Origin of the sequence: Pseudoalteromonas sp. S2721 (assembly GCF_005887425.1) — a bacterium.
GTDB lineage: Bacteria > Pseudomonadota > Gammaproteobacteria > Enterobacterales > Alteromonadaceae > Pseudoalteromonas > Pseudoalteromonas simplex.
Map to the genome: position 1 here is coordinate 1 of NZ_PNCZ01000035.1, position 18,438 is coordinate 18,438.

An 18,438-nucleotide genomic window follows, 5' to 3' on the forward strand; every position below is an offset into this window, starting at 1 on the left:
GCGTTGTACGAGGATGCGCATTATAGGGAGATCCGAATTGAGATCAACTGTTTTTTGAAGTTTTTATGAAAAAAATGACTGTTCGCGCAAAATACGAACGAAACGGGTAAAAATAGCACTAAAAAAGGCCCCGAAGGGCCTTTTAACGTTATTTTACTATGAGCTTCCAACCTACTTTTGCTTGTAGCTTGGACTCTAGTTGCAGCTCACTGGCCATTAATGGGTGATATTTTAACCAATCACCATCAAATGTCAGTGTAAGGGTGTTTTCATTAACACTGAGATCAATCGCTGGTAGTACATCATCTTGGCGACGCATTGATAAGATCACAGCGATCCGCACAACTCTTGTTAAGCATTCTGCGAGTACTTGATGACAGCCCAAGTGAGCAAAACTGTTTTTAACAAGATCAGCGCGATGCTCACTAGCAACAGCAGTAATCAGTTTATGCTCAGATTGCGAGAATCCTGGCATATCTGTGTTTTCTATAATGTAAGCCGTGTGCTTATGATAAAGCTTATACTCTATGAGTAAGCCTATCTCGTGCAATTTTGCTACTGTCCTTAGCAATGCAATTGCATTTTCATCGATCGATTGCCATTGCCCCATCACGCTTTTAGCCAACTGCTCCGCAAGTTGCGCAACACGACAAGCCTGTTTTTGATCTACATGATAGCGATTCATTAAACCATCAACTGTACGTTTGCGGATGTCGTGGTTATGAAGCTCTGGCACCATGCTATATAAAACACCTTCACGCAATGCACCGCGCGCAAGACCCATTTGTTTTATATCTAGCGATTGAAACAAGGCGATTAATATAGCGAGGCCAGAAACAAACACTAGGCGGCGCTCTTCACTCAAGCCAGCAAGCTCAAGATCAGCAATCGTTTCAAATTGCACTGATTGCTCTTTAATAGCGAGAAGTTTATCAAGCGTTAAAAGCTCATCTTGGTTTTGTGCAACCATGATTTCTTGGATCGCTTGCACTGTGCCTGACGCACCGCTCGCAATTTGCCATCCGGTTGCTTGGTATTCATCGACAATTTCTGCAACCACTTCACTTGCAGCTTTAATTGCAGCAGCAAAGTTTTCGTTACTGAGCTTTTGATCTTTGAAGTAGCGTTCTAGGAAGGTAACACAGCCCATGTGTAGACTTTTATAATGCAGTGCATCAAAACCCTGACCGATAACAACTTCGGTACTGGCTCCGCCAATATCGATAACCAGTTGTTTACCGCTACAAGCAGAGGTGTGCGCCACGCCTTTATAGATTGTCTTAGCTTCTAGTTCACCGCTGATAACATTGATTTTATGACCAAGGATCTGTTCAGCTTTATGCTTGAATACATCAGCATTAGTAGCAAGACGTAATGTTGCGGTCGCAACAATTGTGATGTTTTTCTTTGGTATGTCTTGTAGACGTTCAGCAAACAAGGCTAGGCATTCCCAACCTCGTTGCATGGCTTCAGTGCTAAGGACGTTGTTTTCATCAAGCCCTGCAGCAAGCCTTACTTTACGTTTTACTCGACCGATCGTTTGCAGACCGCCAGCAATCGATTTAGCGATCAGCATATGAAAGCTATTTGATCCTAAGTCGATTACTGCATACACATTTTTTTGCGGTTGAAGTTGCCCCACCGTTCAAAAACCTCTAGTTACTACTAAGTCTTCAATAACGGCCGTTTATCACGACCGCGATTTCTGGTAACTATTATTTGGTCGACGTCCGTTGTTATTACGATTACGTGGGCCTGTAGAATAGTTCCGCTTTTTCTGAATAGTAGGCTTAGTTAAATCATCAAGCAATGCACTTTTATCATAATGTGATAATGGAATGCTGTGTTCTATGTATTGCTCAATTTCGTGGAGATTATAGGCGTACTGTTCACAGGCAAAGCTAATAGCGTGTCCTGATGCACCTGCACGTCCGGTACGACCAATACGGTGTACATAGTCTTCACAATCATCTGGCAAATCAAAATTAAATACATGACTTACTTCTGGGATGTGCAAACCACGAGCTGCAACGTCTGTTGCTACTAAAAAGTCTAAATCGCCTTTGGTAAATTGAGCCAAAATTGATTGACGCTTTTTCTGGTTTACATCACCGGTTAATAATCCAACTCGGTGACCATCGGCTTTCATCCATGCATAAACATTCTCACAACTGTGTTTCGTATTTGCAAACACAATCGCTTTATCTGGCCATTCTTCTTCAATTAAAGTTAACAGTAACTTAATTTTGTCATCTTGCGATGGATGGAATAGCTCTTCTTGAATACGTTTACCTGTTTTTACATCAGGTTCAACTTGTACATGCTCTGGATTAGTCATATGTTCAAACGCTAATTCCTGCACACGATATGACAAGGTTGCAGAGAATAATAGGTTTAATCGCTCAGACGTTTCTGGCATACGTCTAAACATATAACGAATATCTTTTATAAAGCCTAAATCGAACATACGATCTGCTTCATCAAGCACTACAACCTCGATTTCATTGAGGGTATAACAGCCCTGCTTGTATAAATCGATAAGGCGTCCAGTAGTCCCAATTAAAATATCAACGCCTTTTTCTAGTTGTGCACGTTGTTTTTCGTAATCTTCGCCACCATATACTAATCCTAAGTTAAGATTACAGTGTGGCGCTAAAATTTTTGCATCTTTGTGTATCTGAATCGCCAGCTCCCTTGTTGGGGCCATGATCAGGGCTCTTGGATGTTTACTAGATGCTTTGCTAGATTGTAATAACCGATGGCACGTGGCGGTTAAAAACGCCAACGTTTTGCCCGTACCTGTTTGCGCTTGGCCCGCAATATCGCGGCCTTCACAAATAAAAGGTAGGCATTTTGCTTGAATGGGTGTGCAATATTCAAACCCATTTTCGGTTAAACCGGCAACCACTTCCGGTGCGATAGCAAAGTCTGAAAACTTTTTATCGGTCAAATGTGTCTTAGTCATAGCGTTTAAGCATAACGTTTAAACTTGCAATAAGAAACAAGAGTGTTTAAATACGCATTAAATATTTCGCCTAACTAATCGGAGATCGCAATGAGCGAGAAAATTATTCAATTAACTGACGATAGCTTTGAAGCTGACGTACTACAATCAGACAAACCTGTACTTGTTGATTTTTGGGCTGAATGGTGCGGACCTTGTAAAATGATCGCCCCTATTCTTGACGAAGTAGCTGGCGAGTTTGATGGCCGAGTTACCGTTGGTAAACTTAACATCGACCAGAATGCAGGCACACCACCAAAGTTCGGTATCCGTGGTATCCCTACATTACTTCTTTTCAAAGATGGCCAAGTTGCAGCAACTAAAGTTGGTGCTCTTTCTAAGACTCAATTAGTAGAGTTTTTAGAAAACAACATCTAATGAAAATATAAAAAAAGGGCTTTTTGCCCTTTTTTTAGCTTTATTTTGTTTAAAGACTGGACGCCTTGCTAGTGACCTGCTAGTTTATAAAGCCAACTAATCCTTAGTTATACCAACAAACCTCACTCATGTATCAAACGATGATTTTGAGTATGACAATTGTAATAAAGAACCCACCAATATGCATTTACGCGAATTAAAAGACAAGTCTATAAAAGAGCTTGTAAACTTAGCTGAGTCCATGGGGCTCGAAAACGTAGCCCGTTTAAGAAAACAAGACATCATTTTCGCCATCCTTAAAGCGCACGCTAAAAGCGGTGAAAACATCTATGGCGGCGGTGTACTAGAGATCTTACAAGATGGTTTTGGTTTCTTAAGATCATCAGAAGCATCTTACTTAGCCGGCCCAGATGATATTTATGTATCACCGAGTCAAATCCGTCGATTCAGCATGCGTACTGGTGACTCAATTTCAGGCCTTATTCGTCCACCTAAAGACGGCGAACGTTACTTCGCACTATTAAAAGTAAATGAAGTAAACTTCGACAAACCTGAAAACTCTCGCACAAAAATCCTATTTGAAAACCTTACCCCACTACACGCAAACGAACGTTTACGTATGGAGCGTGGTAACGGTAGCACTGAAGACATCACAGCACGTGTACTTGATTTAGCATCACCAATTGGTAAAGGTCAACGTGCGCTTATCGTTGCTCCGCCGAAAGCGGGTAAAACCATGCTACTGCAAAACATTGCGCAATCGATCAGCTACAACCAGCCTGATTGTGAACTGATGGTTCTTCTTATCGACGAACGTCCAGAGGAAGTTACAGAGATGCAGCGCCTTGTAAAAGGTGAAGTAGTTGCCTCAACGTTCGATGAACCGGCGAGTCGTCACGTTCAAGTTGCCGAGATGGTAATTGAAAAAGCAAAACGCCTTGTTGAGCATAAAAAAGACGTGGTTATCTTACTTGATTCAATCACACGTCTTGCTCGTGCCTACAATACGGTGATCCCTTCATCTGGTAAGGTATTAACCGGTGGTGTTGATGCAAACGCATTACACAAACCAAAGCGTTTCTTTGGTGCAGCTCGTAACGTAGAAGAAGGCGGTAGCTTAACAATTATCGCAACGGCTCTTATCGATACTGGTTCGAAGATGGACGAAGTTATCTACGAGGAGTTCAAAGGTACAGGTAACATGGAATTACACTTAAATCGTAAGATTGCCGAAAAGCGTGTATTCCCAGCGATTGACTTTAACCGCTCTGGTACGCGTCGCGAAGAGTTACTTACTAAACCTGATGAACTACAGAAGATGTGGATCTTACGTAAGATCGTTCATGAGATGTCAGAAATTGACGCAATGGAATTCTTAATTGATAAGCTTTCGATGAGCAAAACCAATGATGAATTCTTTGACTCAATGAAACGACAGTAACGATTACTAAGTTTTTAAAAAGTGCCTGTTTAATACAGGCATTTTTTTTGCCTAAAACTAAGCACATAACACTTTAAAAGTTATACTTTTACAGAATAAGTTTATTGGTATTTGAAGAATAATTGTTCTATAAATGATTAGATATAAAGGTAAGGATCCTCTATGTCGCATTTAAAAATTGCAATTATTCTATTTGTAGTTAGCTTAATTGGCAGTATTACCAGCTTTATCATTTTCAACTCATCTATTAAAGAAATAGTCATTTTTGGCTTAGTTTCAGCCATTCCTTGGTCGCTATTAATCATTTATCTACATAAAAATAATGACAAACAAAAGGACTACCTTAAATATTTTGTATCTTGTATAACAACGAAAGATGGCATCGACTTCACTTTTCGGTTTAATGAAAGTGACAGCCAATTACCTGAGGTCTGTCACGCATTAAATGCAAGTCTAACCATGGTCGAGCATTTACTTAGTGAAGTTTCGGCTTCATCTGCGCGGCTTCTTCCTATGGCAGATGCTCTGCGAGACACCTATGCCTCAATGACTCAAAAAGCCACAATACAAAATGCACATGGAATTGATTTAGCCAATACAATAAATCGAACGATTGAAGTGTCAAGAAAGCTTGATCATAGCTTGAAAGAAATCTTTCAGTCGGTTTTGGCTGCGACAGAATCAGTTCAACAAACTCGTTCTGATTCAGATAAAAGCCAAGCAAGCCTTATTAAACTTGCTGATAATATAAATCTCACAAGCGAACAAATTTTATTACTGAAACAAGACAGTGATGCCATAGGCTCAATTATTGATGTAATAAATGGCATCGCAGATCAAACTAACCTCTTGGCATTAAACGCGGCAATTGAAGCAGCCCGCGCTGGTGAGCAAGGTCGAGGCTTTGCAGTTGTCGCAGATGAAGTAAGAAACTTAGCTGCACGAACGAGTAAATCGACCCAAGAAGTGCGTGAAATGGTAGCTAAAATTCAACACAGCACCAAACTTGCAAATCAACTGATGCAAACAGCTCTCAAGGAAGCTGAAAATACAGTACAGTTATCTGATGCAACGACAAAAGAAACAAATAAAATAGAGCAGGCTATGTTAGCTATCAGCAACTACTCAGAGGGCGTTCATGAGCAAGTCGCAATACAAAGTACTATGTCTGACGAAGCCCAGGCTAGTATTGATGCAATGGTAGAATTAAACTCAGACGCACTTTCAAGTTCGCAAATTCAAGCTGTGTCCAGTAAGGATTTAGTTAGCTTAGCTCACGCTATAGATGACAAACTGTCTTTGTTTCATATTGCTCACCCAGATATCGATACTAATCAGCGTATAAATCGCGATCGTATCCAAACTAGCGACTCTTCTAAAAATCATCAAGATGGAGAGATTGAGTTATTTTGACTTACAGCAGCACAATGTAGCTGCTCAAGCAACTGAGCAACTAGGCTAGTTAAGCCTGATAATTTTTGCTGTTTTAGTGCAGACTCAAGCGCCATTGCACTCACTGCCACCTCATCTAACGCAAACATTTTTGCAGCACCACCAATGCGGTGCGCATCCTGCTGCAAATCGAAGTATTTATCAGCAGCAAAGTGTTGTTGTATTAAGGCGCTTTCGTGCTCGAAACTTGCAATAAAACTAGCGACTAAGTCGCTCATATCATGCTGAGACTTAATTGTAACGGCGTCCTTCTTACAATGCTTAGCAAGTTGCGTGTAAAACACCTTTTTATCAATTGGCTTAGCAAGATAACCTGTAAATCCCGCTTGAAGATAACCGTCGATTTCGTGACTAATAGCATTAGCCGTTAACGCATATACAGGCTGTGTAAACCCACATTCATGTAATAGTTTAAGCGCACTTAAACCATCAAGCACTGGCATCTGAATATCAAGCAACACGACATCGGGAAACTCCTTTAAACACTGCTCAACGGCTTGCTCACCATTTTCTACAGCAATCACCTCAAGTCCCATAGATTCTAAATAGCGAGAAATTAAACGGCGGTTATCTGGATGATCTTCAGCTAGCAGCACTTTGCCAGATAAGCCATTGGCAGCATGTTGTTCGAGTTTTGCAGGCTCAATGATGTCAGAGCTTGGTATATACTCTTTACAAGGTAAGTAAAATGAGAACACGCTACCTTGGTTCAGCTCACTTTCAACACTTATATAACCACCCATCATCATTGCAAGCTGTTGCGATAAACTTAATCCAAGTCCAGTACCACCGAAACGGCGACTAATACTATTGTCACCTTGGCTAAAGCAGTCAAATATTTGCTTCAGTTGCTCGGCATTCATGCCAATACCAGTGTCGGTGACATAAAACCACACACCTTGCTCAACACGCGAAACCTTTAACTCAACTTCGCCTTGGTTTGTAAACTTAATTGCATTTGCACACAGGTTAATAAGGATTTGTTTAATGCGGGTAAAGTCGAGCAAGCTATAATATTGCTCACCAAGTTCATTATGAAATGCAAAGTTCAACCCTTTATCTTTAGCCTGACCACTAAGCATAGAATGGACATCAGTAAGCAACCGAACTAAATCCCCCTCTTTTAGGCTAAGCTCTAGCTTGTTAGCTTCAATTTTACTGATATCTAGCACGTCATTTATTAGCTCTTTTAAATGATCACTTTGTTTTTGGATAACAGCAAGTTCATCATTTAAGTGCTCTGGTTTATAATAACCATTAATTAAATTATCTGTTTGCCCTAAAATTGCAGTTAGCGGCGTACGAATTTCATGACTAATATTTGCTAAAAATTGACTCTTTATTTCGTTAGCTCTGCGCAATTTTTCTGCTGTTTCTTCAAGTTCTTTTGTTCGTTTTGCCACCATTAAAGAAAGCTGCTCTTTAGCGCCTTTTTCAATACTACGACGGTATACAGTAATACCTGTTACCACCAGCATAACGAATAAGATGAATAGCATAATGCCCAACTGTCGTTGTTTGGACATTTCGAGATCTTGTACTTGTTGACGTTGCTTTAGTTCGATTATTTCTTGATTGAGCTGAGTTGCTTGTATCTGGCTTTGTAACTCTCCCATCGACTTTAATAATTTGGCATTTTGAACAGAGTTAAATGAACGAACAAACTTATCAAAATTCGCAACGGCTGTAGCAAAATCACCTTGACCTGCTTTAATTAAAGCCATCATTCCCATACCATCTTGAACACGTAAATCGTCTTTGTACTCCTTTGCCATCTGTACTGAAGTAGTTAAAGTGGATTCAGCTTTTGTTAATTTATTCTGTAACAATTCAATTTTTGCTTGTGACAACACGCCGGCCAACTCTAAGGCTTTGTTGTCAATTTTTTTTGCAAACTCAATCGCTTTTTCGGCATGGCTTAAGGCAAGCTCTAAATCACCCGTGCGCAAATAAACATTAGCAATGTTGCCATGGCGAGAAGACAAGAAATAGGCGTTATTTGTTTCTTGATAATAGCGCAAAGCACGCTGATAATAATGCAAAGAGAGTTGATACTGTCCAAGCTCAGAATAAGCTACCCCCATATTTCCATAGGATTGAGCGACACCATCCATATCACCTAAACTTTGGAATATATTTAATGTTTCTCTGTACATTTCAAGAGCAACTTCGTAACTTGAAAGTCGAATATATATTCCGGCAATGTTATGCAAAATATCAGCTTTATCTTGCTCACTACCATGTTGCTCATAAATATCTTTGGCCTGTTTGTAGTAATTTAAAGCTTGATTCAAATTAAACATATCAAAATAAGCGAGACCAATGTTGCTCATTAAATTGGCTTTAGCTAGTGGGTCAGGCATTTTTTCAGCAAAAGGTATCGCTTTTAAGTACGCTATTAGCGCCTGTTGCATCAAACCTTGATAATAGTAGGTCACTCCTTGCATTTTTATTGCACGAAAGAAACGCTCCGGATTGGTATCAAATGATGTAGATAACTCAACTTTTTGGTAATTTTCAATTGCTTTAGAAAATAAATCTTTCTCTAATGCTAAATCGGCTAATTGCATATAAACTTCAAGAGTTTGCTCATTACTCAGTGAACCTTGTGAAATTAACTGTAACCCTAGTTGATGCTTATCTTCCCATTGTTCTTGTTGTGTGAATTGCTCAAATAATGAATTTGCAGCCAAATTGAAGGGCATAACGAAAAAACAGCAAAAAAACGCTGAACAAAGTATGCTTAAACGTGTAGGTGCGAGCATATATTTAATATCCCTAATCTTATACTTGGCTTTTTATGCTAATTTTATAATGCTAAATATTTATCTCAGAGCAACTTTGTAGTTTCAATTGTTTAGCTGTGATAGCGTACATACATTTAGATTACACCAAAGTCAGGCCTGCGAACAATGGTTAACCCACTGATTGATGAGATTTTTTACCTCCTTTTGGAACAGCCTGTTTGGAAGGTTCATACGCTTGCCAGCGCACTTAGTGAATCTGGAAAAATAGAATCATTAGACGCAGACCCACAAAAAGATCTGTTTAAACGCAACTTTTTAGTTATGAATGGCTTGTATCAACTGCAAGCACAACTTGCGCCAGAGCAACAGCTAGAGATTGCCTCTTTACATATTGAACTTATTAGTAAGCAAACAAGTAACGCATTAGAAAGTCATGACCCGCTACGGGGTTATTATTTAGATTGGCAAAACTTTGATACAACAAGCGATGAAATTGATGCGTTGTTAACTGATTTTTGGCAGCGCTTTTCTTCATTTAGCACAAAGAAGGGGATTCACTCATTACCTCAGCAGCAGCTATTACAATTACAACAAGCGTGGCAGCTACCTACTGATTTTTCGGAAAAACAGTTACAAAAGCGTTGGCGACAACTGGCGCTAAAACACCACCCAGACCGCCAAGGCTGTGCAATTGAGTTTAAGAAAATACAACTCGAATATGAGCAGCTTAAAGCTAGCTGCTCATAATTAACCAGATTACCGACTCAAACGTCGCGCACGGATCTTGCGCTTTTTAATATTACCTTCGGTCAATTTGCGTAATGCAGGTTTTGCAGCTGCTCGCTCAACAGCAATAAAGGCCACATTATCAAGTACGTTAATTTTACCTACCTGATGACCGGCAATTCCCTCTTTACCAGTTAATGCACCTAAAATATCACCGGCACGAATTTTTTGCTTCTTGCCGGCATCAATCATAATGGTAGCCATGGTTGGCTTATAAGCAGGCTTTTCGAGCAAGCTAAATGGCGGAATTGGTTCAGGGTCAAAGTCGCGCTCATAGTGGTCGCCAATTTGTGCCACTTTAAATTGCTCTGCTTCACCATAAATAGAACATGCAATACCCTTTTTACCTGCTCGACCAGTACGACCAACACGGTGTACATGGGTTTGAGGGTCATGCGCGAGGTGGTAGTTCACTACCATGTCCATATCGTTGATATCTAAGCCACGCGCAGCAACATCCGTTGCAACCAGAATACAGGCACTTTTATTAGCAAAGCGAATTAAAGTGCGCTCACGTTCACGTTGATCTAAATCACCGTGTAAGGCAACCGCACTAAACCCTTCAGCATAAAGGTCATCACAAATCTGTTGAGTTTCAACCTTGGTGTTACAAAAAACCACACAGCTTTCTGGTTGGAACTTTAATAACAACAGCTTCAATGTATTAAAGCGCTGTTTGTTGTTATCTAGCTTATAAAAGTATTGCTTGATTGTGCTTTTTGTTTGCTCTTCTTCTACCTTAATCATTTCAGGGTTGCTAAGCACTCGCTCAGCTATCGCAGCAATTGATTTTGGATAAGTCGCACTAAACAATAATGTTTGGCGTTGATTTGGAATACTCTCAACAATAGCATCAAGGGTATCTTGGAAACCCATATCTAGCATTTGATCAGCTTCATCTAACACCAAGGTTTCAACATCATTTAAGCGCAATGTGCCTTTGCGAATATGGTCATCAACACGACCTGGCGTGCCAACAATGATATGCGCACCATGCTCTAATGAGCCAATTTGTGGACCAATAGACACACCGCCACATAAGGTTAAAACTTTAATGTTATGAATACCACGGGCTAGCTTACGAACTTCTTCCGCTACCTGCTCTGCTAATTCTCGGGTTGGACATAAAATGAGAGACTGAATACGAAAGCGTTTCACATTTAACTTAGCCAGCACACCTAGACTAAATGCAGCCGTTTTACCCGACCCGGTTTTAGCTTGGGCAATAATATCTTTGCCTTGCAAGATCACTGGCAAGCTTTGCGCTTGCACAGGCGTCATTTGCGTATAACCTAAAGTTGATAAGTTATCGGTTAACTCTTGCGGCAAAGTCAAAGATGAAAAAGCAGTAGCGGTCACAGTAATATTCCAAACTTGATAATTGAGGGACATCCTCGAAGATGCTGTGGATCATAGCAGAGAATGTGCTGTTTCTCTAAACGAAAACATTGTTCAGCATATTTAATTCATATTTGCTTACAGTTTGGTGCTTTCTAACTCTCTGCATTTGTTCTAGTTTATTGATAGCAATATTCAGGAAGAAACGATGCTTCTATTTAATACCGCACCCGCTGATGTTTTTTATAAAAAACAAAAAACGTGTCCACATTGCCATAGTGAACATTATTCTTTAAGCAATCACAGTAAAGTTTTGCGCTTTACTATTTTGCCCATCATGCCACTTTCTATTAATTATCAAAGACAATGTGATGACTGTGGCTATGTTACTCCTGCACCTTGGTATTCATTGCCCGCCTTAGAGTTAGCGTCGTTTATAAAGTACTTTATTGGCCTATTCATCATCGTTTACCTATTAGCAAAAGCATTAATCGGGGCGAATGAACAAACTGAGAACGAGCAAACTTACCTAAACGAGCCAAAGTTGTTTGATACCTATTTTGTCTATTCAGATAAGTTTACTGGCAAACCAAAACGTATTAATAACCTAAAAGTAGCTCAGCTCGTTGAATTGGATGACAAGAGCATGACTTTTAGAGTTGCTAACTACACTTACAAGTACAATAAAGACATCGAGATTGCGATGCGAACCAGCATGCTAGTTCAAGATGATTACTTTTCTAGTAAAACCCTGACTTTCAGTAAATCACAAATACAGCAGCTTTATGATGAAGGCAGCATATATAAGATTATGCGACCTGAGCTTTATAGTTTATTTGGTGGTTTTGTTATGCACCCGCCTAGACCTAAGCCTTTATATACGGGCGTTAAGCTCGATAAACATAATCAGGAAGGGATCACTTACTTCAAAGATGGCTTATACGAAGAAGCGTTGAAAAGTTTTACCCTGTCTGCGGAAGATGGTTATTCATGGGGGCAATTAAACTTGGGTCAGATGTATCGTGATGGCCAAGGGACAAATGTGAATAACGAAAAAGCAGCTTACTGGCTCAACAAAGCCACCTTACAAGGGAATCCTAAAGCAAAGGTTGAGCTCGCAGAGCTATGCTTGAGTTACGATTGTAGTAAGTTGAATACTCAATAATCTGTTACCCATAAATATCACACAGAAGAAACCAGCCTAATAATATGACTCTCGCTATTTACTTTAACTTTGTTATGTTATAACATTTTTGTATGGCACAGTATTTATATTACTTTGTTGGTTTTATAAATGCTTATTAGCAATAACAGAGTCACTCTCCCTGCTCTGTTTTAAATTGCAACTAGGCTTCATTGCTTAATGAACGAACCATCTTTTGAGTTTGTACAACTTAAAGGAAGACCTTGCACACTAGCACGCTTACGTTCCCGTGCTAAATCCTTGCCGGCGAGCTTGCTCGCCGGCACTTTTCATTAAAGCTTTAAATGATCATCTAAAAAAGCCAATACTTTTTTATAGTAAAGAGTGCGGTGCTCTTCTTTATAAAAACCGTGGCCTTCATCATCTAATAGCTCATAAATATAGGGATGATTCTCTTTTTTAAAAGCCGAAATTAAAGACTCAGCTTGCTCGATAGGCGCCCTTCGATCTTCCCCACCATGAAAAATTAATACTGGAGCTTTTAACTTTTCTATATTGTAGCTTGGTGAAAAACGCTTTAGTTGCTCTTCATCCTCGCCTAATACCACTTTTAGAAAACGTTGCCCGCTATCACGCTCAGATACATCTCCCTCATCAAACATGAGTGGTAAATCATATACACCTACAACTCCAATCGCACACTGGAACATATCAGGTTCCAAGATCGCACTTTGTAACGCGGAATATCCACCAAAGCTGGCCCCCATAATGCAAATGTTACCTTTATCAGCAATACCGCTTGAAATAAGATATTTTACACCATCTATAATATCGTATTGTATTTCCTGTCCCCACTTGCGATGGCCGGCACGTTCAAAATTTCGTCCAAAGCCACCTGAGCCACGAAAGTTAACCTTTAGTACAGCAATTCCTCTACTCGCAAGAAGCTGAGCTGTTGAGTCATATCCCCACCAATCTCTTGGACCATGAGGACCCCCATGCGGCATTACTACTAATGGTAAGTTTTTTTCTTCAGCATTATTTGGAATAGTTAAGTAACCGTAGATAGCTAGTCCATCACGTGCTGTAAAATTGATAGGCTTTGTAATCGCCATTTGACTAGGTTTAATCCAACTTCTGGATGAGAATAGAAAACCGAGATTATTAGTTTTAGCATCAAATAAGTAATAACTGCCAGGATTAGTGTCACTTGAGGCAAAAATGACGCTCTTGTCACCATTTACGGTACTGCTAACTAATTGAACCTGCTGACCCTCAAGCACTTTTAAAAGAGCCTTCAATTGCTGGCTTTTCTTAGAGTTATTACCTACAAATGTATAGGTTGGATAGCCTAATTCATGCTCGACAGCAAAAAGCTCTTTTGATACTTCATCCACCCACACTTGCTTTGGTGAAACACTTTTTTCTTTGTGAATTAGGTCAAATTGTTTAGTTTTAAGATTTAATTTATAAAGCCCTTTAGCTTCTCCATTAACAGAAGCCGTCACATAAGCAGTTTCATCTGTGTTATCAAAGGTATGTAACCCCACATCACTATATGAAACATCCTTTAAATTGAGCTCTTCCCACTCACCACCTGACTTAGGTCTGATATATATTTTTGGATTAAGATAGTCATCATTCGAAGCTGATACTCTTACGTTGCCTTCATGGTCAGTTAGAAAACTAGCCATTCTTGAAGGGGAGCGTGTAATCCTTTTTCTTGACCCTCGATAGACATCTACTTCATATACAATTGTATGAGGCTCATTAGCAGCTGTCCATGGAATGGTTAAAACCAACATTTTACGCTTATTTTCTACCAGTGGATCAAGTACATAAGAGGTCCCTAATACAGGAGTTGCCTTTTTAATCCTCGTCCCTGTTTGCCTTTCACCTTGATAACCAATCAAATACTCCCCTTGACTGCCGTCTGCGTTTACACCAAACAACTCACCATGGTATTCAGGATGATCTTTCCAACCTTTTAGATACTCTTTAGCTAATACAATACGCTCTTCATTTACCCAGTAATAGTTACCGACTTGCGCATTACCAGGAAAGTGGATGGCATGAAGAACTTTAAATGTATCTGTATCCAGTATCATTAAAGCATTCTTGCCTTCAGGTTGTGTGATTACTGCTAAATACTTACCAGTAGGAGATATTTTAACACCTGTGAATTCACTTGCTTTACTAAAGTTTTGAATATCAAGTAATTCAGTTTTTGCATTAGCACAGAGACTAATTAGCAAATAGGAAAAAACTATTATTAATCTATTCATAAAATTCCTTTTACATTTAACTTGTTAAATAAATTACTAAAAAATTAACAGTTGGTATACACTCCAAGCATAATTACTACTTTGAAATCCTCTTGTAAAGATTAATAGATACAACAATCAAAACTCCAGCCAAAACACCCAATAAACCATCAAATAAAATCGGCGTAGCCAGCTCCCCCATTTTGCCAACTAAATCCGTTACAAACTCGGTGCTACCCTGCTTGGCGTGATGCAAAACAGGGAGCCCATGTACCAATATGCCACCGCCAACTAAGAACATAGCAACCGTTCCTGCAAAGGCTAAAAAGCGCATTAACTTAGGTGCAGCTGCAAGTAAAAACTTACCGACAAGCTCTTTAAACTTACCGCCACTTTGTTGCGCTTTTTGCAGTAAATACAAACCAGCATCATCAAGTTTAACAATCCCAGCTACTAACCCATACACGCCAATGGTCATAATAATTGCGATTACACTGAGCACTAAAGCTTGATTCACCAGTGTTGCGCCAGCAACCGTACCTAGCGTTATCACTATAATTTCTGCAGAGAGGATAAAATCAGTACGGATCGCCCCTTTTACTTTTTGCTTTTCGTATTCTTGTAAGTCTTGTTGTTCAACCACACTTTCATCTTCTTGTTGAGCGTGACCAAACAGCTTTTCGATAATTTTCTCTGCACCTTCAAAACACAAAAACAGCCCGCCAACCATTAACAGCGGAGTGATTAACCAAGGCAACCAAACACTAATCAATAACGCTGCGGGCACTAAGATGGCTTTGTTGATAAACGAGCCTTTTGCCACAGCCCAAACCACTGGCAACTCTCTATCGGCAGTTACCCCTGTAACTTGCTGAGCATTAAGCGCGAGGTCATCACCTAACACCCCTGCTGTTTTTTTTGTTGCGACTTTACTCATCGTCGCAATGTCGTCTAAAAGTGTTGTAATATCATCAAGTAAGGTTAGTAAATTTGTGCCTGCCATGGTTTTTCCTTGCCCATTAAATACACTATCAACATAACTTATCCTGCCATTTTCACCAACGGTTAATTTTTCTTTGTTAGGCTTATAGCTCATTCAAAAATAGAGGTGTTTCTATGATTAAACCACTTCTCTCGGGGCTCGCTTTAGTTACCTTGTGCGCATGTGCTGAGCAAAGTGCACCGAGCAACTATCTGTGCGATGAGACCCTCAGCGCCAGTATTGTTGAATACAGTGACGATGAAGCCAGACTGACATTTAAGGAGAGTGAATATTTACTCAATCGCCAAGTAAGCGGCTCTGGGGTTAAATACAGTGCCGATAATGTGCTGTTTTGGTCTAAAGGCGATGAAGCCATGCTGATTTTAAGAGGTAAAAAGTACCAATGTAGCTTAACCCAGTAATAGCAAAAGCTTTCGTGGCTAAATTAGCTTAATCAGTGGTTTTGAGTATAATAGCGACAGTTTATTCAGCGTTTAAGCGGCTATAATGAAATACAAAGATCTTCGCGAATTTATCGAGTTATTAGAACAAAAAGGTGAGTTAAAACGAATCAAACAAGAAATTGATCCTTACCTTGAAATGACCGAAATTGCCGACCGTACGTTACGTGCAGAAGGCCCTGCTCTGTTATTCGAAAACCCTAAAGGTCACACCATTCCCGTTCTTGCTAACCTTTTTGGTACGCCCAAACGTGTAGCGATGGGTATGGGCCAAGATGATGTCAGTGAACTGCGCGAAGTTGGTAAGTTATTAGCTTTTCTAAAAGAGCCTGAGCCACCAAAAGGCATTAAAGAGGCACTAGGGCAAATCCCAGTATTCAAACAAGTACTGAATATGCCAGCTAAAGAAGTAAAAAAAGCGCCTTGTCAGCAAGTTATACTTGAAGGCGATAATGTTGACTTAACTAAGCTGCCTATCCAACATTGCTGGCCGGGTGATGCTGCTCCCTTGATCACATGGGGTCTAACGGTTACCAAAGGGCCTTATAAAAAGCGCCAAAACTTAGGCATTTACCGTCAGCAGCTATTGGGTAAAAACAAAATTATTATGCGTTGGCTATCGCACCGCGGTGGCGCATTAGATTTTCGTGAATGGTGTAAAGAGCACCCAGGCGAACCTTACCCTGTATCTGTCGCATTAGGTGCCGATCCTGCGACAATCTTAGGCGCTGTAACACCAGTACCAGACACCCTAAGCGAATATGCATTTGCTGGTTTACTACGCGGTAGTAAAACTGAAGTTGTTAAATCGGTTTCAAATGACCTACAAGTGCCTGCTACCGCAGAGTTCGTGCTTGAAGGTTATATTATGCCAGGTGAAACAGCACCAGAAGGCCCTTATGGCGACCACACAGGTTACTACAACGAAGTAGACGAGTTTCCGGTGATGACGGTCACTCACATTACACATCGTGAAAACCCAATTTATCACAGCACTTACACTGGCCGTCCACCAGATGAGCCAGCAGTACTCGGGGTTGCATTGAACGAAGTGTTCGTACCAATTCTGCAAAAGCAATTCCCTGAAATTGTAGATTTTTATCTACCACCTGAAGGCTGTTCTTATCGTATGGCTGTGGTCACGATGAAAAAACAATACCCAGGTCATGCCAAGCGCGTGATGATGGGGGTGTGGTCTTTCTTACGTCAATTCATGTATACCAAGTTCGTGATTGTTTGCGATGATGATGTAAACGCACGTGATTGGAACGACGTGATCTGGGCCATTACAACGCGTATGGACCCTGCTCGCGATACGACGATGATCGAAAACACGCCAATTGATTATTTAGATTTTGCATCGCCAGTTTCGGGCCTTGGCTCAAAAATGGGCATGGATGCAACCAATAAATGGCCAGGCGAAACAGATCGTGAATGGGGTGAGCCCATTGTTATGGATCCAAAAATCAAAGAACGTGTTGATGAATTATGGGACAGCTTAGATATTCTCTAGGCTGTGACTATGTTAAACTGCTCAAAATTTAACGGTTATGAGTGCGATTCATAACCGAATTTGCTTCTGTGCTTATAAAGGTAAACTATGCAAACATTACTCGCTGACGTTGTTGCGATCAGCCCGCTTACAGACCACGTACATAAGGTCATTTTGAAACCACAGCAACCTGTGTCATTCGAGGCAGGCCAATATATGCAACTTGTATTAGGCGAAAAAGATAAGCGTGCCTTTTCTATTGCAAGCCGCCCTTCGCAAACTGACCAAATTGAACTACATATTGGTGCCGCAGGTGCTGATTCGTATGCAATGCAAGCGCTTGATCATTTACGTCAAGCACATACAGAGCAACAGCAAGTTAATGTTGAAGTGGGTTTAGGTGTATCACAGCTGCGAGTTGAGGGTGAGCGCCCAATTATTCTACTTGCTGGCGGTACTGGTTTTTCTTATGCCAAATCAATGGCTGATCACCTTGCTGAAATTGGCTGTGAGCGCCCTGTATTATTTTACTGGGGTGTTCGTGAGCAAGCTGCGCTTTATGCTCATGATGAAATGCAAGCATGGGCAAACAGCAACCCACATTTCCAATACATTCCAGTGGTTGAAAATGCGCCGCAAAGCTGGACTGGCAAAACCGGTTACGTCCACAAGGCCGTTATGGCAGATATCGTGTCTTTAGAACCATACGATATTTACATGGCAGGCCGCTTCGACATGATTGGCGTGGTTCGCGATGATTTTATTAACCATGGTGCGGTACGTGAGAACATGTACGCCGATGCATTTGCATTCATTAAATAACTAACTCATACAGATTATTTTTAAGGCATCCAATTGGATGCCTTTTTTATTTGTTTTACCTATCGCCTTAATCCGTCTAAACGATTTCACAAACTGCATTTCCTTGACCATACTCTGTTTAGAATAA

Annotated in this window: 14 protein-coding genes; 8 read left to right on the forward strand and 6 right to left on the reverse strand. The window is 40.4% G+C overall.

All coding sequences use genetic code 11. From position 1 onward, the window contains the following. Positions 1 to 148: 148 nt before the first annotated feature. Both gppA and rhlB read right to left on the reverse strand, forming a co-directional pair. Positions 149 to 1,642 (reverse strand): guanosine-5'-triphosphate,3'-diphosphate diphosphatase, encoded by a 1,494-nt coding sequence (gppA, locus tag CWC02_RS13465; protein ID WP_054554681.1) that lies wholly within the window; start codon positions 1,640 to 1,642, stop codon positions 149 to 151. Positions 1,643 to 1,690: 48 nt separating this feature from the next. After that, on the reverse strand, positions 1,691 to 2,965 hold the full coding sequence (gene rhlB / locus CWC02_RS13470; RefSeq protein ID WP_054554680.1) for an ATP-dependent RNA helicase RhlB: 1,275 nt from the start codon (positions 2,963 to 2,965) through the stop codon (positions 1,691 to 1,693). A 90-nt stretch (positions 2,966 to 3,055) separates the two neighbouring features. On the opposite strand from rhlB, the gene trxA reads away from it, so the two are divergent. The 3 genes from trxA (at position 3,056) to CWC02_RS21075 (ending at position 6,236) form a co-directional block, all read left to right on the forward strand. After that, the gene (trxA, locus tag CWC02_RS13475) at positions 3,056 to 3,382 is read left to right on the forward strand and encodes a thioredoxin TrxA (RefSeq protein ID WP_054554679.1); all 327 of its coding nucleotides are present in this window, start codon (positions 3,056 to 3,058) and stop codon (positions 3,380 to 3,382) included. Between the two features lie 181 nt (positions 3,383 to 3,563). Continuing rightward, positions 3,564 to 4,823 (forward strand): transcription termination factor Rho, encoded by a 1,260-nt coding sequence (rho, locus tag CWC02_RS13480; protein ID WP_054554678.1) that lies wholly within the window; start codon positions 3,564 to 3,566, stop codon positions 4,821 to 4,823. Between the two features lie 162 nt (positions 4,824 to 4,985). Next, positions 4,986 to 6,236 carry a methyl-accepting chemotaxis protein gene (locus tag CWC02_RS21075; RefSeq protein ID WP_138618721.1) on the forward strand — a complete coding sequence of 417 codons (1,251 nt, stop codon included), beginning with the start codon at positions 4,986 to 4,988 and terminating at the stop codon, positions 6,234 to 6,236. On the opposite strand, the gene CWC02_RS13490 is transcribed toward CWC02_RS21075, so the two are convergent. Then, positions 6,209 to 8,968: a tetratricopeptide repeat protein gene (locus CWC02_RS13490; RefSeq protein WP_249364110.1), complete on the reverse strand. Its 2,760-nt coding sequence runs from the start codon at positions 8,966 to 8,968 to the stop codon at positions 6,209 to 6,211. The genes CWC02_RS21075 and CWC02_RS13490 overlap by 28 nt on opposite strands. A 219-nt stretch (positions 8,969 to 9,187) precedes the next feature. On the opposite strand from CWC02_RS13490, the gene CWC02_RS13495 reads away from it, so the two are divergent. Continuing rightward, positions 9,188 to 9,769 carry a DNA-J related domain-containing protein gene (locus CWC02_RS13495; RefSeq protein WP_138618725.1) on the forward strand — a complete coding sequence of 194 codons (582 nt, stop codon included), beginning with the start codon at positions 9,188 to 9,190 and terminating at the stop codon, positions 9,767 to 9,769. Between the two features lie 9 nt (positions 9,770 to 9,778). Here the strand turns inward: CWC02_RS13495 and dbpA are convergent, their stop codons facing one another. Continuing rightward, positions 9,779 to 11,167 (reverse strand): ATP-dependent RNA helicase DbpA, encoded by a 1,389-nt coding sequence (gene dbpA, locus CWC02_RS13500; protein ID WP_138618727.1) that lies wholly within the window; start codon positions 11,165 to 11,167, stop codon positions 9,779 to 9,781. Between the two features lie 187 nt (positions 11,168 to 11,354). Here dbpA and CWC02_RS13505 point away from each other — a divergent pair, with 187 nt between their 5' ends. Beyond that, positions 11,355 to 12,311: a tetratricopeptide repeat protein gene (locus CWC02_RS13505; protein WP_138618729.1), complete on the forward strand. Its 957-nt coding sequence runs from the start codon at positions 11,355 to 11,357 to the stop codon at positions 12,309 to 12,311. Positions 12,312 to 12,622: 311 nt separating this feature from the next. Here the strand turns inward: CWC02_RS13505 and CWC02_RS13510 are convergent, their stop codons facing one another. Both CWC02_RS13510 and CWC02_RS13515 read right to left on the reverse strand, forming a co-directional pair. Continuing rightward, positions 12,623 to 14,575 carry an alpha/beta hydrolase family protein gene (locus CWC02_RS13510; protein WP_138618731.1) on the reverse strand — a complete coding sequence of 651 codons (1,953 nt, stop codon included), beginning with the start codon at positions 14,573 to 14,575 and terminating at the stop codon, positions 12,623 to 12,625. Between the two features lie 76 nt (positions 14,576 to 14,651). Continuing rightward, complete coding sequence (locus CWC02_RS13515) at positions 14,652 to 15,557, reverse strand: DUF808 domain-containing protein (protein WP_138618733.1); 906 nt, start codon at positions 15,555 to 15,557, stop codon at positions 14,652 to 14,654. Between the two features lie 113 nt (positions 15,558 to 15,670). Between CWC02_RS13515 and CWC02_RS13520 the strand changes: the two genes are divergently transcribed. The 3 genes from CWC02_RS13520 (at position 15,671) to fre (ending at position 18,311) form a co-directional block, all read left to right on the forward strand. After that, positions 15,671 to 15,958 (forward strand): MliC family protein, encoded by a 288-nt coding sequence (locus tag CWC02_RS13520; RefSeq protein ID WP_138618735.1) that lies wholly within the window; start codon positions 15,671 to 15,673, stop codon positions 15,956 to 15,958. Between the two features lie 85 nt (positions 15,959 to 16,043). Then, on the forward strand, positions 16,044 to 17,510 hold the full coding sequence (ubiD, locus tag CWC02_RS13525) for a 4-hydroxy-3-polyprenylbenzoate decarboxylase (RefSeq protein ID WP_138618737.1): 1,467 nt from the start codon (positions 16,044 to 16,046) through the stop codon (positions 17,508 to 17,510). 87 nt (positions 17,511 to 17,597) lie between these two features. Continuing rightward, positions 17,598 to 18,311, forward strand: coding sequence for an NAD(P)H-flavin reductase (gene fre / locus CWC02_RS13530; RefSeq protein WP_138618739.1), 714 nt, complete (start codon positions 17,598 to 17,600; stop codon positions 18,309 to 18,311). Positions 18,312 to 18,438: the final 127 nt, after the last annotated feature.

What these genes read in the sequence shown, in the direction of transcription:
- rhlB (WP_054554680.1), bottom strand. Translation starts at nt 2,965, where the DNA reads ATGACTAAGACACATTTGACCGATAAAAAGTTTTCAGACTTTGCTATC.
- trxA (WP_054554679.1), top strand. Translation starts at nt 3,056, where the DNA reads ATGAGCGAGAAAATTATTCAATTAACTGACGATAGCTTTGAAGCTGAC.
- rho (WP_054554678.1), top strand. Translation starts at nt 3,564, where the DNA reads ATGCATTTACGCGAATTAAAAGACAAGTCTATAAAAGAGCTTGTAAAC.
- CWC02_RS21075 (WP_138618721.1), top strand. Translation starts at nt 4,986, where the DNA reads ATGTCGCATTTAAAAATTGCAATTATTCTATTTGTAGTTAGCTTAATT.
- CWC02_RS13495 (WP_138618725.1), top strand. Translation starts at nt 9,188, where the DNA reads ATGGTTAACCCACTGATTGATGAGATTTTTTACCTCCTTTTGGAACAG.
- CWC02_RS13505 (WP_138618729.1), top strand. Translation starts at nt 11,355, where the DNA reads ATGCTTCTATTTAATACCGCACCCGCTGATGTTTTTTATAAAAAACAA.
- CWC02_RS13510 (WP_138618731.1), bottom strand. Translation starts at nt 14,575, where the DNA reads ATGAATAGATTAATAATAGTTTTTTCCTATTTGCTAATTAGTCTCTGT.
- CWC02_RS13515 (WP_138618733.1), bottom strand. Translation starts at nt 15,557, where the DNA reads ATGGCAGGCACAAATTTACTAACCTTACTTGATGATATTACAACACTT.
- CWC02_RS13520 (WP_138618735.1), top strand. Translation starts at nt 15,671, where the DNA reads ATGATTAAACCACTTCTCTCGGGGCTCGCTTTAGTTACCTTGTGCGCA.
- ubiD (WP_138618737.1), top strand. Translation starts at nt 16,044, where the DNA reads ATGAAATACAAAGATCTTCGCGAATTTATCGAGTTATTAGAACAAAAA.
- fre (WP_138618739.1), top strand. Translation starts at nt 17,598, where the DNA reads ATGCAAACATTACTCGCTGACGTTGTTGCGATCAGCCCGCTTACAGAC.